Source organism: Cellulomonas fulva (assembly GCF_018531375.1).
GTDB classification, from domain to species: Bacteria; Actinomycetota; Actinomycetes; order Actinomycetales; family Cellulomonadaceae; genus Cellulomonas; species Cellulomonas fulva.
The window spans coordinates 1,957,039-1,970,158 of record NZ_JAHBOH010000001.1 but is presented as its reverse complement, the minus strand read 5'-3'; the positions used below and the strand labels follow the sequence as shown (position 1 = coordinate 1,970,158).

The following is a 13,120-nucleotide window of genomic DNA, read 5'->3' as shown; positions in this document are numbered from 1 at the left end:
GCTCCCGGCGCCCCGTCCGCCGGGCGGACGGACGCGCGGTCAGCGGATGATGCCGCCGCGCAGACCGATGGCGACGGCCTGGGCACGGTCGTTCGCCCCGAGCTTGCGGAAGAGGCGGCGCGCGTGGGTCTTGACGGTGTCCTCGGAGAGGAACAGCTCGGCGCCGATCTGGGCGTTGGACCGGCCGTTGCTCATGCCGACCAGCACCTCGATCTCGCGCTTCGTCAGCGCAACCGCCGGCCGGACCGGCTCGGGCGCCGGGTCGGCGAGGTCCGCGGACTCCTGCACCGGCACGGCCGGACGCGGCACGTCCACCACGGGACGCGTCGCGCCGGGCACGACCGGGCTCGCCAGGACGTGCGCCGCGACCGCGGAGAGCTCCGCGCGGCCGACGTCCGGGGCCAGGAAGCCGCGGGCGCCCAGTGCGAGGGCACGGTCGAGGGCGGCCGCGTCGTCGGGCGCCGCGAGGACGACGACCGCCGCGCCGGGGGCCACCGCACGCAGCCGGCGGATCGCCTCGCCCGCTCCGGGTGCGGGGATGTGGGCGTCGAGCAGGACGACGGTCGGCGGGACGCGACGCGCGTGCGCGAGCAGCTCGTCGACGGTCGCTGCCGCCCGCACCGGGCTGAGCGTCGGGACGCCGATCGACGTCACGACGAGACGCTCACGCACGGTCGTCGAGGCATGGCAGACCACCACCCCAGCCATCGGCACTCCTTCTTGGTCGCGTTCACCCGGACGTCACCCGAACGGGTCGGTACTGTGCTATCGGCCCCTCGCCCAGGCGACGTTAGTGCGGGCGTGACAGGGGTGTCGGGCGCTTCGTGGGGGCGTGACGCCCTCTGGGCGGAATGCCGACGTCCCCGACCGGGCTATTTCACCCAGGCCCCCGCGCGAGATCACCCGTTCGGCGCACCCCCCGTGAGCGCGAGGACCTCGTGCAGCAGGCCACGGAAGGACCGCGAGCGCTGAACGGAGGGCCCGACCGGCACGGGTGCACCCCCGTCCGGCACCATCACGAGCTGGGGCAGGTCGGGCCGCTCGGCCGCGACCTCGTCGACCAGGGACAGGTCGGCGTCGGCGCGCGCGGACACGGTCACGAGCGCCACGGGCCGCGTCATCACGACGAGCTCCAGCGCGTGCCGCCGCCCGACCGGCCCGCCGACGATACGGGCGTCGGCCCCGCCGGCGACGAGCGCCGCCGCGAGCGCCTGCGCGACGAGCGGCCGCTCCTGGCCGGGCGGGACGAGCACCAGCACCACGGCGCCGCGCCGACCCTCCGGCAGCCACGCGGCGATCGCCTCGGCGGCGCAGCCGCGCAGGACCAGTCCCGCGTCCTGGCCGGGGCGGTCCACCACGGTGCGCCGCGCCACGTCGGACAGCACCGGCTCGACCAGCCCGGCCCACCACTCCTCGATCTCGCCCCGCCCGGCCCCCGCGCGCAGCGCGACGAGGCGCCCGCACGCCGCGCGGTCGCCCGCGAGCGCGGCGTCCAGCAGCGCGGCCGGCGTGGCGGCCGCCCCGCCGCCGGGCGCGGTCGACGGCGCGGTGCCCGCACCCGCGGGCCCCAGGTCCGCGAGGAGCGCCAGCCGTGCCGCGTCGCCCGGCGCGACGCCGTCGAGGGTCAGCCGGCGCATGACGAGCAGCCGCTCGACGTCCACCCCGGTGTACCGCCGGTGGGACCCGGCGGAGCGCTCGCTGGGGCCCAGCCCGTACCGCCGGTCCCACGTCCGCAGCGTCGCGGGCGCGACCCCGAGCCGGGCGGCGACCGCGGCGACCGTGAGCGGTCCGCCGGCGCCGCGGGGGACACGCGAGGCGTCCGCGTCCGGCGCGGCTGCCGCGGACGCCGTCCCGGAGGAGTCCCCCTGCGGCAAGGTCATGGCGCGATTCTGCCAGGCAACCGCCACCGCGCGCGGGCGTTCGGCAGGGCACCTACCACGCAGAACGGGACAACCCGGCCGACGAGCGCGCCACGAACCTCGCAGATCGCGCCAGCCGACCGGTTCGTCGAACGGGTCTTGACCAACTTCTGGCGCGGTTGTAACGTCTCGCTCACCGCAAGGACGTCGCGCCACCCGGCCGACGACCTGAGACGGGTCAACTCGATCGAGGAGGACGCATGGCCGAGATCTCCCGCTTGCCCGGTCCCGTGATGGACCTGTGGGAATGGCAGTTCGACGGCGCCTGCCGTGACGCCGACCAGGACCTCTTCTTCCACCCCGAGGGCGAGCGCGGATCGGCCCGGCGCCGGCGCGCGGAGGCCGCGAAGGCCATCTGCGCCACGTGCCCGGTGCTGAACGAGTGCCGCGAGCAGTCGCTCGCCGTGCGCGAGCCCTACGGCGTCTGGGGCGGCCTGTCCGAGGACGAGCGGGCCGCGATCCTCGCCGAGCGGGGCCGCGCGGTCACCGTCCGCCGCACCACCGCCTGAACCCTCACCGCAGGAACCGCGTGATCCGCTGAGCAGCTCCCGTCAGCACCGGCGCCGCCGCCTCCGCACGGCCGCGCGCCACCCGCCTCCGGACCCACCGGGGAACGACGAAGGCCCCGTCCACCAGGACGGGGCCTTCGTCGTTCGTCAGGCCGTCGCGCGGGGCGACGGGCCCGACGGCACGATCACTTGACGACGATCGCCAGGATGTCGCGCGCCGAGAGGATGAGGTACTCCTCGCCGGCGTACTTGACCTCGGTGCCGCCGTACTTCGAGTAGATGACCTTGTCACCGACTGCGACGTCGAGCGGCACGCGGTTGCCCTTGTCGTCGATCCGACCCGGACCGACCGCCAGGACCTCGCCCTCCTGGGGCTTCTCCTTGGCGCTGTCCGGGATGACGAGACCGGATGCGGTCGTCGTCTCCGCCTCGAGCGTCTTCACGACGATGCGGTCCTCGAGCGGCTTGATGGAGACCGACACTGCGGACCTCCCCTTCACGTGTTGAGTGGTTCAGGGTGGAGCGCCTGCCGCCGTCGTCGCGGGTGCCGGAGGCCGGGCGCGTTGGCACACTCACGACGAGAGTGCCAACGACCTCACTCTAGAAACGCACTAGCACTCGGTCAACCCGAGTGCCAGCGTCGGCGCGGCGTGGAAGGATCGCGACCATGGACGCCGACGGACTGAGCCGGCTGCTCGCCCCGGACGGGTGGGCGCTGCTGTCCGCGCTCCCGCCGTACGACGAGCGCCTGGCGATGCCCCTCGCCGAGCGCCTGCGCGCCGAGGGTCTGCACCCCTCCCTGGTGTCCGCGGCGCTGACGCAGTCGCGGCTACGCGCCAAGGCGCACGCCAAGCTCGGCGACTTCGCCGACGGCATGCTCTTCACGCCGGACGGGCTCGAGCAGGCGACGCGGCTCGAGGTCGCGGCCCACCACGCGCGGCGGTACCGCGACGCGGGGCTGACGCACGTCGCCGACCTCACCTGCGGCATCGGCGCGGACGCCCTGGCGCTGGCGGGCGTGGGGCTGCGGGTGACCGCGGCAGAGCTGGACGAGATGACGGCCGCCATCGCGACGGTGAACCTGCGCCACTTCCCCGAGGCGGTGGTCCGGCACACCGACGGCCTGACGCTGGACCTGTCCGACGTCGACGGCGTGTTCGCCGACCCTGCGCGGCGTGCCGGCGGCTCGCGCGTCTTCGACCCGCGCGCGTACGCGCCGCCGCTCGACGCGGTCCTCGCGGTCCGCGACCGCGTCCCGGCCCTCGGGCTCAAGCTCGGCCCCGGCATCGCGCACAAGGACCTGCCCGCCGACGCCCGCGCGCAGTGGGTCTCGGTCGGCGGCGACGTGGTCGAGCTCGGCCTGTGGTTCGGCCCGCTGGCACCCGAGGGACCGGGCCGCTCGGCCCTCGTCCTCGCCGCCGGCCAGGCGCACGTGCTCGCTCCCGACGAGCTCGCGCACGCGCAGGTCGGCGCGGTCGGCGCCTACCTGTACGAGCCCGACGGCGCGGTGATCCGCGCGGGGCTGGTCGGCGACGTCGCGCTCGAGGTGCGCGGCCGGCTCGTCGACCCCACGATCGCCTACGTGACGTCCGACGAGCGCCACGCGACGCCCTTCGCCACGGGCTACCGCGTGCTGGACCAGATGCCGTTCGGCCTCAAGCGGCTGCGCACGTACCTGCGCGAGCACCGCGTCGGCCGGCTCACGATCAAGAAGCGCGGCACCGCGGTGGTGCCGGAGCAGCTGCGCCGGCAGCTCGACCTGCGCGGGGACCAGGAGGCGACCATCGTGCTCACGCGTCTCGCCGGGCACCAGAGCGTGCTCGTCGTCGACCCGCTGGCCGGCGAGCAGGGCGCGGGGGGCGAGGACCGCTGATGGCCGCACCCGTGCACCTGCCGTTCGCGACGAGCGAGCGCTCGACCGTCGGCATCGAGTGGGAGGTCGCGCTCGTCGACGCCGACTCGGGCGACCTGCGGCAGGCGGCGCAGGCGATCTTCGACGCCGTGGGGACCGACCACCCCAACATCACGCAGGAGCTCCTGCGCAACACGGTCGAGGTCTCGTCGGGCAAGTGCGTCACCGTGGGCCAGGCGGGCGAGGACCTGCGGCGTGCGCTCGACGAGGTCGCCGCGGCCGCCGCTCCCCTGCGCATCGACCTCATGGGCGGCGGGACGCACCCGTCGGCGCACTGGGCGACGCAGAAGGTCAGCGACAAGCAGCGCTACGCCACGCTGATCGACCGCACGCAGTGGTGGGGCCGGCAGATGCTGATCTACGGCGTGCACGTCCACGTGGGCGTCGAGGACCGCGCCAAGGTGCTGCCCCTGTCCCGCGCGATGCTGACCGTCTTCGCGCACATCCAGTCGCTGTCCGCGTCGTCGCCGTTCTGGGGCGGCAAGGACACCGGCTACGCGTCCAACCGCGCGCTGCTGTTCCAGCAGCTGCCGACGGCCGGGCTGCCGTACCAGTTCGACGAGTGGGCGCAGCTCGAGCAGTACGTCGGGGACATGCTGCACACCGGCGTGATCGACCAGTTCGACGAGGTGCGGTGGGACGTCCGGCCCGCGCCGCGGTTCGGCACGCTCGAGATGCGCATCGCCGACGGCGCGACGAACCTGCTCGAGGTGACCGCGATCTCCGCGCTCACGCACTGCTTCGTCGAGCACTTCTCGTCGTTGCTGGACGCCGGCCAGGAGCTGCCGACCATGCCGACGTGGTTCGTCCAGGAGAACAAGTGGCGCTCCGCGCGCTACGGCATGGACGCGATCGTCATCACCGACGCGGCGGGTGACGAGGAGCTGGTCACCGACTCGGTGGCGCACTGGCTCACGGTCCTGGCGCCGGTCGCCGAGCGGCTGGGCTGCAGCGAGGAGCTCGAGCAGGTCCGGGTGATCCTGCGCCGCGGAGCCTCCTACCAGCGTCAGCGCGCGGTGGCCCGGCGCAACGCGGGCGACCTGGACGCGGTCGTCACGTCGCTGGTCGGCGAGATGAAGGCCGGCAAGCCCCTGTAGCGGGCGCGCCGCGGTCAGCCGGCTGCCCGCTGCGACGCGGCCGGCTCGACCCACCGCCAGCTCGCGAGCATCCGCTCCGCGGACGCGAGCACCTCGTCGTGCTGGCAGCCGCTGCGCAGCCGCACCACGAACGCCCACCCCGCGTGGTCCAGGTGCAGGTCGGTGACGACGACCGACTCGGTCCACGCGGTGCGGCGCCAGGCCGGCCCGGCGGCGGTGTCCACCTGCTCGCTGACCTCGCCCAGCGGGTAGCGCCCCGTCGGCACGGCCCGGTCGGCCGCGCCGGCCGGGCCGCCCGGTCCGACGAGGCCGAGGACCTCCACCGTGACCGTGCCGCCGCCGATGTCCCGCGCGCGCAGGTCGCCGAGCGACGAGGAGCTGCCCGCGCCGGGCACCAGGAGCTCGATCCCGGGGCAGCCCTCGGCGTCGGGCGCGACGTGGACACGCCGCCAGGTGACCGGGAGCTCGGCGATCTCCGCCGCGCGGCGACGGACCGCGGCGGCTCCGCTCGAGAAGCACCACACGGTCGCGACCGCGACCGGCGCGACGACCAGCAGCTCGGCTCCCACACCGTCCCGATCGGCAGCGGGAGGCCGTCCGACAGGGTTCCGCCCCCGGGGTCTCGACGGCGGAGCCCTGCCTCAGTCCGCGCCGGCGCCCCGGCGCGCCCGCGCGTAGGCGACGAGCGCGTTGGCGTGGCCGTGGCCCAGGCCGTGCTCGGCCTTGAGCCAGGCCACGGTCGCGCCGTGCTTCTCGTCGGCCGGCCGGGCGTCCACCAGATCGAGCCAGTGCTGGACCGGCTGCCCGTACGTCCGCTCGATGGAGGGGAAGTAGGAGGCGGGGCCCGTGACCGGCGAGGAGGCCGTCCCCGACCTGGGCGTCGCCTCAGGCATCGGCGAGGATCGCGTCGATCTGACCGAGCGCCAGCGTCATGCCCTCGAGCATGCCCATCGCGACCAGCTGCTCGAGCGCCTCGAGCGTCGGGAACGTCGAGGTGATCGTCATGCGGGTGCCGGCGGGGACCTCCTCGATCCGCACGACGGCGCGCGTCACGGGCATCGAGTCCGTCGGGCGCCCCGTGTCGTCGGCGAACCCGTCGTCGAAGCTCAGCGATCGCGGCGCGTCGACGGCGACGAACTCCCACCAGCCGTGGGCCTTGGTCCCGTCGGGTCCGGTCATGAAGTAGGACGAGCGCCCGCCGACGCGCACGTCGTGGTCGACGAACGTCGCGGGCCACTCGGGCGGACCCCACCACCGCTCGAGCTGGCGCGCGTCCTCCCAGACCTGCCAGACCCGGTCCGGCGTCGCGGAGAACTCGGAGACGATCTCGAGGCTGAGCGCCTCGGCGTCCTTGGTCGAGCTGACCACCGTCATCGTGCTTCCCTCTCGTCGTCGACGTCCTCCGCCAGGAGGTCGTCGATCCGGTCGACGCGACCGCGCCAGATCGCCTCGTACGCGCCGAGGAGCCGGGTCGCCGCCCGGATCGTCTCGACGTCGCCGCTGACCATCTGCTCGCGTCCTCGCCGCTGCTTGCGCACGAGCGCTGCCCGCTCGAGCACCGCCACGTGCTTCTGGACCGCCGCGAAGCTCATCGCGTAGCGGCGCGCGAGCGCCGACACGGACTGCTCCTCGCGCAGCACGCGCACGACGATGTCGCGCCGCGTCGCGTCGGCCAGAGCGCCGAAGACGCGGTCCACCTCGTCCTGGTCGAGGGCTGCGGGGTCCAGACTTTGTACAACCATGTGGTTGTACGTTAGCCACCCCGGCGAACGCCCGCAAGACCCCCGCCGTGCGCCACCGGTCCCCGCACCCGTGGTCGCGTCAGTCGTCGCACCCGTCGTCGCACCCGTCGCCGCACCCGTCGTCGCACGGTGGTGAACCGTCACGGGCATCGTCGCTGCGACCACGGCTGCGGCGACGAGCTCGCCGGGGGGCGGTTCGCCGGGTGGGCCCCGGGCTAGACCAGGACCTGGGTCAGCGGCATCGAGGAGTCGACCGGGATGTCGAGGGACGACGCGGGCATGCCGCGGCGGATCACCGCGGAGCCGAGCGCGGCGATCATCGCTCCGTTGTCCGTGCAGTAGCGGATGGGCGGGATGCGCAGCTCGATCCCCGCGTCCGCGCAGCGCTGCGCGGCCATGTCCCGCAGCTGCGAGTTCGCGGAGAAGCCGCCTCCTACGACGAGCGTGCCGACGCCGTGCGCCCGGCACGCCGCGATGGTCTTGGCGGTCAGCACGTCCGCCACCGCGGCGGCGAAGGACGCGGACACGTCGGCCAGCGGGATCTCCTGGCCCGCGTCCTGCCGCGCCTCGACCCACCGCGCGACGGCGGTCTTGAGGCCCGAGAAGGAGAAGTCCGTCGCGTGCTTCGCCTGGTCCTTGGCGGCGGTCAGCCCGCGCGGGAACCGGATCGCCTCCGGGTCGCCCTCGCGCGCCAGCCGGTCGATGTGCGGTCCGCCGGGGTAGGGCAGGCCGAGCAGGCGGCCGACCTTGTCGAAGGCCTCCCCCGCGGCGTCGTCGAGCGTCGAGCCCAGCTCGGTGACCTCGACCGTGTCGTCGATCATCAGCAGCGACGAGTGCCCGCCGGAGACCACGAGCGCCATGACGCGCTCCGGGAACGGTCCGTCCACCAGCTCGTCCACGACCGCGTGCCCGATCACGTGGTTCACCCCGTACAGCGGCTTGTCGAGCCCGATCGCGAGCGCCTTCGCGGCGGAGGCCCCGACCGTGAGCGGTCCGACGAGCCCCGGGCCCGCGGTCACGGCGACCGCGTCGACCTCGTCGAGCGTGACGCCCGCGGTGCCCAGCGCGCGCTCGATCGTCGGGACCATCGCCTCGAGGTGGGCGCGCGAGGCGATCTCGGGGATGATCCCGCCGAACCGCGCGTGCTCGTCGACGGACGAGGCGACGGCGTCGACCAGCAGGTCGTACCCGCGCACCAGCGCGACCCCGGTCTCGTCGCAGGAGGTCTCGATGCCCAGGACCAGGGGCTCAGCGGACGGCATGCCGCTCAGCCTAGAGGCGCGGCGCGGCTGTGGTGAGCGTCACCGGTTGCCCGGGAAGACCGCGAGATAGTTGATGCTTCAATGAAAGTATGACGACCGAGACGGCGACCATCGACAGCCTCGACTTCCCGACGCCCACGTACGCGATCGCCGACGAGGCCGCGGACCTGCTCTTCCGGGAGGCCCGCACGGTCGGCGCGTTCACGGACGCGCCCGTGACCGACGAGCAGCTCACCGCGGCCTACGACCTGCTCAAGTGGGGCCCGACCGCGATGAACATCACCCCGCTGCGCCTGCTCGTGGTGCGGTCCGACGAGGCGAAGGCGCGCCTCGCGGCCCACGCCGCCGAGGGCAACCAGGAGCGCATCCGCACCGCGCCGCTGACCCTCGTCGTCGCGGCCGACCTGTCCTTCCACCGCCACCTCCCCGTCCTGGCGCCGCACCGCGCCGCGATGGCCGACGCACTCGAGGGCAACCTCGCGCAGCGCGAGCAGATGGCCCGCACCAACACCCTCATCCAGACCGGCTACCTCATCCCCGCGCTGCGCGCCGCGGGCCTCGACGCCGGCCCGATCGGCGGCTTCGACACCGACGGCGTGGACGCGGAGTTCTTCGCCGAGTCCGGCTGGCGCTCGCAGCTCCTGGTGCTGGTCGGCCACCGCGACGGCGTCGGCACGCACCACCCGCGCGCGTCGCGCCTGCCCTGGGCCGCGGTCACGGCGACGGCCTGACGCACGGGCGCAGCCCGCACCCCCGCCGCACCTCCGCTGCGCGGCCCGTCAGGCGACGGGCCGCGCCGGGTCGTGCGACCACTGCGACCAGGAGCCCGGGTAGAGCGACGCCTCGACGCCGATCGACGCGAGCGCGGCGACCTCGTGCGTCGCGGTGACGCCCGAGCCGCAGTACACCGCGACCGGCGCGCCGGCGGCGGCGCCCAGCGCGCGGAACCGCTCGCGGAGCCGGTCCGCGGGCAGGAAGGCGCCGTCGGCGTCGAGGTTCTCCCCCGTCGGCGCGCTCACCGCGCCCGGGATGTGACCGGCGCGCGGGTCGACCGGCTCCACCTCGCCGCGGTAGCGCTCGCCCGCGCGCGCGTCGAGCAGCGCACCGTCCCACGCCGCCGCGCCGTCCGCGTCGATCGTGGGGAGCGCGCCCGCGCCCAGGACCACGTCCCCGGCCTCCGGCGTGACCTCACCGGGCTCGAGCGACAGCCCGGCGCCCGTCCAGGCGGCCAGGCCGCCGTCGAGCAGCCGCACGTCGCGCAGCCCCGCCCAGCGCAGCAGCCACCACGCGCGCGCCGCGGAGGTGCCGCCGCTCGCGTCGTACGCGACCACGGGCGCGCCCTCGCGCAGGCCCCAGCGCCGGGCGGCCGCCTCGAGCGTCGCGACGTCGGGCAGCGGGTGGCGGCCGGCCTGCGCGCTCGGCGGCGCCGCGAGCTCGCGGTCCAGGTCGACGAAGACGGCCCCGGGCAGGTGCCCGGCGAGGTACTGCTCGTGCCCGTCGGCGCGGCCCAGCGCCCAGCGGACGTCGAGCAGCGCGGGCGGCTCGTCGCCGGCGAGCTCACCCGCCAGCGTCACCGCGTCGACGAGCACCGCCGCCCGGACCTCGTCCGGCTGCGCTCCGTGCGTCCCCGGTGCCGTCATGACCGCTCCCTCGTCGTCAGGTCCAGGCGCATGGTCCACGCGTCCTTGTTCTCCGGCTGGTAGTAGCCGCGCCGCAGGCCCAGCTTCTCGAACCCCGCCGCGGCGTACAGGCGCAGCGCCGGCTCGTTGTCGACGCGCACCTCCAGCAGCACCGACGTCGCGCCCACCGCCTCCGCGTGGCCGACGAGCGCGTCCAGCAGGACCCGCCCGATCCCGCGGCCCTGGTACGCCTCGTCCGTGCCGACCGTCATGACCTGCGCGTCCTGGCCGTCGAACCACAGTCCCGCGTAGCCGACCAGCGGCCCGGCCCCGTACGTCGCGCCGACGTACCACCGGCCGGGTCCGACGATCTCCTCCGCGAGCCCCGCCGGCGACCACGCCGCCGCACCGAAGAGCCGGCGCTCCAGCACGTCGAGCGCGGGCACGTCGTCGGGCACCAGCGGCCGCAGCGTCAAGAGCGCGCGGTCGTTCATCGCCGACCCACCGTCGTCAGCCCACACGCTTGCCGGCCGCGGGCGGCACGGCGTCCGGGCGGCGCAGGTAGAGCGGGTCGGTGGGCTGGGGCACGCCGGCGGAACGACGAGCGACCGCCAGCGCCGCGAGCTCGGCGGCGTCGAGCTCGTCGAGGCCCGGCTGCTCCGTCCGGGTCAGTCCGGCGAACGCGTCCGGGTAGAGCGCCGCGCCCGCGCCGACGACGACGCCGCCCGCGACGGCCGGCTCGTCGGCGACGTCCGCGGCCGGACCGACCCGCGGCGCGACGAGCACGCGCGGCCCGCCGGACGACGGGTCCGCCGCGTACGCCGCCCAGTAGACCTCGCGGCGGCGCGCGTCGGTCGCGACCACGAGCGGCGAGCCGGCGGGCACGGCGCGCAGCGCCGCCGCGGCGAGCGCGTCGAGGCTCGGCACGCCCAGCGCGTCGATGCCGAGCGCGAGCGCGAGCGCGCGGGCCGTGACGAGCCCGACGCGCAGGCCGGTGAACGGTGCGGGCCCGGTGCCGACGACGACCGCGGTGAGGTCGCGTCGGTCGACGCCCGCGTCCGCGAGCACCCCCGCGACCATCGGGGCCAGGAGCTCCGCGTGGTGGCGCGGCAGCTCGTCGCGGCGTCGGGCCAGCGGCCGCCCCTCGTCGTCGGTGACGGCGACGCAGACGGCGGACGACGTGTCGAGCGCGAGCAGAGGCACGGCGCTCAGCCTGCCATCTCGTCGTCGGGCGCGTCGCCCCGGTCAGCGGCCGGGCCCGCGCCTACCAGCGAGGCGAGCTCGGTCCCCGCCCAGCGCGCACCGATCCCCCGGACGCGCAGCACGCGCTCGCCGGCGCCGCCGTCGCCGTCCGGCTCGTCGGGCTGCGGCCCCCGGTCGGGCGCCGGCTCCGCACCGGTCCCCCCGGCCCCGCGCGGCCGCGTGAGCGCGAGCTCGAGCCGGTCCGTGGTGAGCTGCTCGACCCAGCCGGCGCCCCACTCGACCACGGTCACGGCCTCCTCCAGGCTCGAGTCCAGGTCGAGCGCCTCGACCTCGTCGAGCGAGGACAGCCGGTAGGCGTCGACGTGCACCAGGGCGGGGCCGCGCGAGCCGTCCGGACGGGGCAGCGGCGGGTGCTCGCGCGCGATGATGAAGGTCGGCGACGCGACCTGGCCGCGCACGCCCAGGCCCGCGCCGATCCCCTGCGTGAGGGTCGTCTTCCCGGCCCCCAGGTCGCCCGTGAGCACCACCAGGTCACCCGCCCGCAGCCGCGCGGCGAGCGCGCGCCCGAACGCCCGGGTCGCGTCGGCGTCGGGCAGCCGCACGACGAGCTCGTCCTGCCCCGTCACAGCGCCGCCCCCGTCCCGGCGCCCGCGCCGGCCGACGCCGACGCCGACGACGCAGCGAGGGACGGCACCGCCCCGTCGAGTCCCACGTACTCGCGGGGCACGCCGCGCGAGACGCGCGTGACGATCTCGTAGGAGATGGTCCCGGCCACGCGGGCCCAGTCCTCCGCGGTCGGCCCGCCGTCGGCGCCCGTGCCGAACAGCTCGACGCGGTCGCCGGGCTGCTCGGTCGCGTCGGGGCCGAGGTCGAGCACCACCTGGTCCATGCAGACCCGGCCGGCCACGCCGACCGTCCGGTCACCGACCCGGACGGGACCGCCGGGCCGCTCGGGCGTGCCCGACGCGTGGCGCGGCACGCCGTCGGCGTACCCGACGGGGACGACCCCGAGCACGGTGTCGCGCGACGTCACGTACTGGTGGGCGTAGGACACGCCGTGACCGGCGGGCACGCGCTTGACCGTCGCCAGCTCGGCCTCGAACGTCATCGCGGGTACCAGGCCGAAGTCCGCCGAGGAGCCGAGCTGCGGCACCGGCGAGAGCCCGTACACGGCGATCCCGGGGCGCACCAGGTCGTAGTGCACCTGCGGCGACGTCAGGGTGGCCGCGGAGTTCGCCAGGTGGCGCACCTCGAGCGCGGCGCCGGCGGACTCGACGAGCCGCACGGCATCCGCGAACACCCCGTGCTGCGCGCGCACCGTGGGGTGGTCCGGCTCGTCGGCGAACGCGAGGTGCGACCAGATGCCGACGAGCGCGAGCGCCCCGTCGGCCTGCGCCCGCAGGCCCGCCGGCAGCACGTCCGCCAGGTCGGCGGGGGTCAGGCCGTTGCGGCCCAGCCCCGTGTCGACCTTGAGGTGCACCCGGGCCGTCCGTCCGACGAGCCGGGCCGCCGCGACCACCTCCGCGAGCGCGGCCGCCGACGAGACCGCGAGGTCCACGTCCGCCTCGATCGCGCGCGCGAGGGGCGCGCCCGGCGCGTACAACCAGGTCAGGACGCGCGGCTCGGAGAGGCCTGCGGCCCGCAGCGCGAGCGCCTCGTCCATCTGCGCCGCGCCCAGCCAGGTCGCCCCGCCCGCGAGCGCGGCGCGCGCGGCCGGCACGAGCCCGTGACCGTACGCGTCGGCCTTCACGACGGCCATGACCTGAGCGGTCGGGGCGTGCGCGCGCAGCGACCGCACGTTGCTCGCGATGGCGGACAGGTCGACGACGGCCCGGGCAGGAAAGCTCACGCGCTCAT

The 13,120-nt window shown here is 75.7% G+C and carries 17 protein-coding genes; 4 read left to right on the top strand and 13 right to left on the bottom strand.

Annotated elements, in window-relative coordinates:
• Positions 1 to 39: 39 nt before the first annotated feature.
• Together KIN34_RS08805 and KIN34_RS08800 are read right to left on the bottom strand one after the other, a co-directional pair.
• Positions 40 to 708: a helix-turn-helix transcriptional regulator gene (locus KIN34_RS08805; protein WP_214349375.1), complete on the bottom strand. Its 669-nt coding sequence runs from the start codon at positions 706 to 708 to the stop codon at positions 40 to 42.
• A 191-nt stretch (positions 709 to 899) separates the two neighbouring features.
• Positions 900 to 1,880: a MerR family transcriptional regulator gene (locus KIN34_RS08800; RefSeq protein ID WP_214349373.1), complete on the bottom strand. Its 981-nt coding sequence runs from the start codon at positions 1,878 to 1,880 to the stop codon at positions 900 to 902.
• A gap of 239 nt (positions 1,881 to 2,119) precedes the next feature.
• On the opposite strand from KIN34_RS08800, the gene KIN34_RS08795 reads away from it, so the two are divergent.
• Complete coding sequence (locus tag KIN34_RS08795) at positions 2,120 to 2,428, top strand: WhiB family transcriptional regulator (protein ID WP_273544020.1); 309 nt, start codon at positions 2,120 to 2,122, stop codon at positions 2,426 to 2,428.
• 185 nt (positions 2,429 to 2,613) lie between these two features.
• Here KIN34_RS08795 and groES read toward each other — a convergent pair whose 3' ends face one another.
• A complete protein-coding gene (gene groES, locus KIN34_RS08790) occupies positions 2,614 to 2,910 on the bottom strand; it encodes a co-chaperone GroES (protein ID WP_214349371.1) in 297 nt (98 codons plus the stop codon).
• 185 nt (positions 2,911 to 3,095) lie between these two features.
• Between groES and KIN34_RS08785 the strand changes: the two genes are divergently transcribed.
• Entirely contained in the window at positions 3,096 to 4,301 is a 1,206-nt protein-coding gene (locus KIN34_RS08785; protein WP_214349368.1) for a THUMP-like domain-containing protein, read from the top strand.
• Positions 4,301 to 5,437, top strand: a complete 1,137-nt coding sequence (locus tag KIN34_RS08780) for a glutamate--cysteine ligase (RefSeq protein ID WP_214349365.1) — start codon at positions 4,301 to 4,303, stop codon at positions 5,435 to 5,437. The genes KIN34_RS08785 and KIN34_RS08780 overlap by 1 nt, the downstream gene beginning before the upstream one ends.
• Positions 5,438 to 5,451: 14 nt before the next feature.
• Here the strand turns inward: KIN34_RS08780 and KIN34_RS08775 are convergent, their stop codons facing one another.
• The 5 genes from KIN34_RS08775 to tsaD all read right to left on the bottom strand — a co-directional run bounded on the left by KIN34_RS08775 (position 5,452) and on the right by tsaD (position 8,441).
• The gene (locus KIN34_RS08775) at positions 5,452 to 6,006 is read right to left on the bottom strand and encodes a hypothetical protein (protein WP_214349362.1); all 555 of its coding nucleotides are present in this window, start codon (positions 6,004 to 6,006) and stop codon (positions 5,452 to 5,454) included.
• 72 nt (positions 6,007 to 6,078) lie between these two features.
• Positions 6,079 to 6,330 (bottom strand): DUF4287 domain-containing protein, encoded by a 252-nt coding sequence (locus tag KIN34_RS08770; RefSeq protein ID WP_214349360.1) that lies wholly within the window; start codon positions 6,328 to 6,330, stop codon positions 6,079 to 6,081.
• Positions 6,323 to 6,811, bottom strand: a complete 489-nt coding sequence (locus KIN34_RS08765) for an SRPBCC family protein (RefSeq protein ID WP_214349357.1) — start codon at positions 6,809 to 6,811, stop codon at positions 6,323 to 6,325. Before KIN34_RS08765 ends, KIN34_RS08770 begins: the two co-directional genes overlap by 8 nt.
• Entirely contained in the window at positions 6,808 to 7,179 is a 372-nt protein-coding gene (locus tag KIN34_RS08760; protein ID WP_214349354.1) for an ArsR/SmtB family transcription factor, read from the bottom strand. Before KIN34_RS08760 ends, KIN34_RS08765 begins: the two co-directional genes overlap by 4 nt.
• A 215-nt stretch (positions 7,180 to 7,394) precedes the next feature.
• The gene (gene tsaD / locus KIN34_RS08755; RefSeq protein ID WP_214349351.1) at positions 7,395 to 8,441 is read right to left on the bottom strand and encodes a tRNA (adenosine(37)-N6)-threonylcarbamoyltransferase complex transferase subunit TsaD; all 1,047 of its coding nucleotides are present in this window, start codon (positions 8,439 to 8,441) and stop codon (positions 7,395 to 7,397) included.
• 89 nt (positions 8,442 to 8,530) lie between these two features.
• On the opposite strand from tsaD, the gene KIN34_RS08750 reads away from it, so the two are divergent.
• Positions 8,531 to 9,172 carry a malonic semialdehyde reductase gene (locus tag KIN34_RS08750; RefSeq protein ID WP_214349348.1) on the top strand — a complete coding sequence of 214 codons (642 nt, stop codon included), beginning with the start codon at positions 8,531 to 8,533 and terminating at the stop codon, positions 9,170 to 9,172.
• A gap of 48 nt (positions 9,173 to 9,220) precedes the next feature.
• Here KIN34_RS08750 and KIN34_RS08745 read toward each other — a convergent pair whose 3' ends face one another.
• The 5 genes from KIN34_RS08745 to alr are packed head-to-tail and all read right to left on the bottom strand — an operon-like array spanning position 9,221 to position 13,112.
• Positions 9,221 to 10,081 carry a sulfurtransferase gene (locus KIN34_RS08745; protein ID WP_214349345.1) on the bottom strand — a complete coding sequence of 287 codons (861 nt, stop codon included), beginning with the start codon at positions 10,079 to 10,081 and terminating at the stop codon, positions 9,221 to 9,223.
• Positions 10,078 to 10,554 carry a ribosomal protein S18-alanine N-acetyltransferase gene (gene rimI / locus KIN34_RS08740; RefSeq protein ID WP_214349343.1) on the bottom strand — a complete coding sequence of 159 codons (477 nt, stop codon included), beginning with the start codon at positions 10,552 to 10,554 and terminating at the stop codon, positions 10,078 to 10,080. The genes KIN34_RS08745 and rimI overlap by 4 nt, the downstream gene beginning before the upstream one ends.
• Positions 10,555 to 10,570: 16 nt before the next feature.
• Positions 10,571 to 11,263, bottom strand: a complete 693-nt coding sequence (tsaB, locus tag KIN34_RS08735; protein ID WP_214349341.1) for a tRNA (adenosine(37)-N6)-threonylcarbamoyltransferase complex dimerization subunit type 1 TsaB — start codon at positions 11,261 to 11,263, stop codon at positions 10,571 to 10,573.
• A 5-nt stretch (positions 11,264 to 11,268) separates the two neighbouring features.
• Positions 11,269 to 11,889 (bottom strand): tRNA (adenosine(37)-N6)-threonylcarbamoyltransferase complex ATPase subunit type 1 TsaE, encoded by a 621-nt coding sequence (tsaE, locus tag KIN34_RS08730; RefSeq protein WP_214349339.1) that lies wholly within the window; start codon positions 11,887 to 11,889, stop codon positions 11,269 to 11,271.
• A complete protein-coding gene (alr, locus tag KIN34_RS08725; RefSeq protein ID WP_214349338.1) occupies positions 11,886 to 13,112 on the bottom strand; it encodes an alanine racemase in 1,227 nt (408 codons plus the stop codon). Before alr ends, tsaE begins: the two co-directional genes overlap by 4 nt.
• Between the last annotated feature and the right edge of the window lie 8 nt (positions 13,113 to 13,120).

Coding starts and splice junctions, on each gene's coding strand:
- KIN34_RS08805 (WP_214349375.1), bottom strand. CDS start 708: ATGGCTGGGGTGGTGGTCTGCCATGCCTCGACGACCGTGCGTGAGCGT.
- KIN34_RS08800 (WP_214349373.1), bottom strand. CDS start 1,880: ATGACCTTGCCGCAGGGGGACTCCTCCGGGACGGCGTCCGCGGCAGCC.
- KIN34_RS08795 (WP_273544020.1), top strand. CDS start 2,120: ATGGCCGAGATCTCCCGCTTGCCCGGTCCCGTGATGGACCTGTGGGAA.
- KIN34_RS08785 (WP_214349368.1), top strand. CDS start 3,096: ATGGACGCCGACGGACTGAGCCGGCTGCTCGCCCCGGACGGGTGGGCG.
- KIN34_RS08780 (WP_214349365.1), top strand. CDS start 4,301: ATGGCCGCACCCGTGCACCTGCCGTTCGCGACGAGCGAGCGCTCGACC.
- KIN34_RS08770 (WP_214349360.1), bottom strand. CDS start 6,330: ATGCCTGAGGCGACGCCCAGGTCGGGGACGGCCTCCTCGCCGGTCACG.
- KIN34_RS08765 (WP_214349357.1), bottom strand. CDS start 6,811: ATGACGGTGGTCAGCTCGACCAAGGACGCCGAGGCGCTCAGCCTCGAG.
- KIN34_RS08760 (WP_214349354.1), bottom strand. CDS start 7,179: ATGGTTGTACAAAGTCTGGACCCCGCAGCCCTCGACCAGGACGAGGTG.
- tsaD (WP_214349351.1), bottom strand. CDS start 8,441: ATGCCGTCCGCTGAGCCCCTGGTCCTGGGCATCGAGACCTCCTGCGAC.
- KIN34_RS08750 (WP_214349348.1), top strand. CDS start 8,531: ATGACGACCGAGACGGCGACCATCGACAGCCTCGACTTCCCGACGCCC.
- KIN34_RS08745 (WP_214349345.1), bottom strand. CDS start 10,081: ATGACGGCACCGGGGACGCACGGAGCGCAGCCGGACGAGGTCCGGGCG.
- rimI (WP_214349343.1), bottom strand. CDS start 10,554: ATGAACGACCGCGCGCTCTTGACGCTGCGGCCGCTGGTGCCCGACGAC.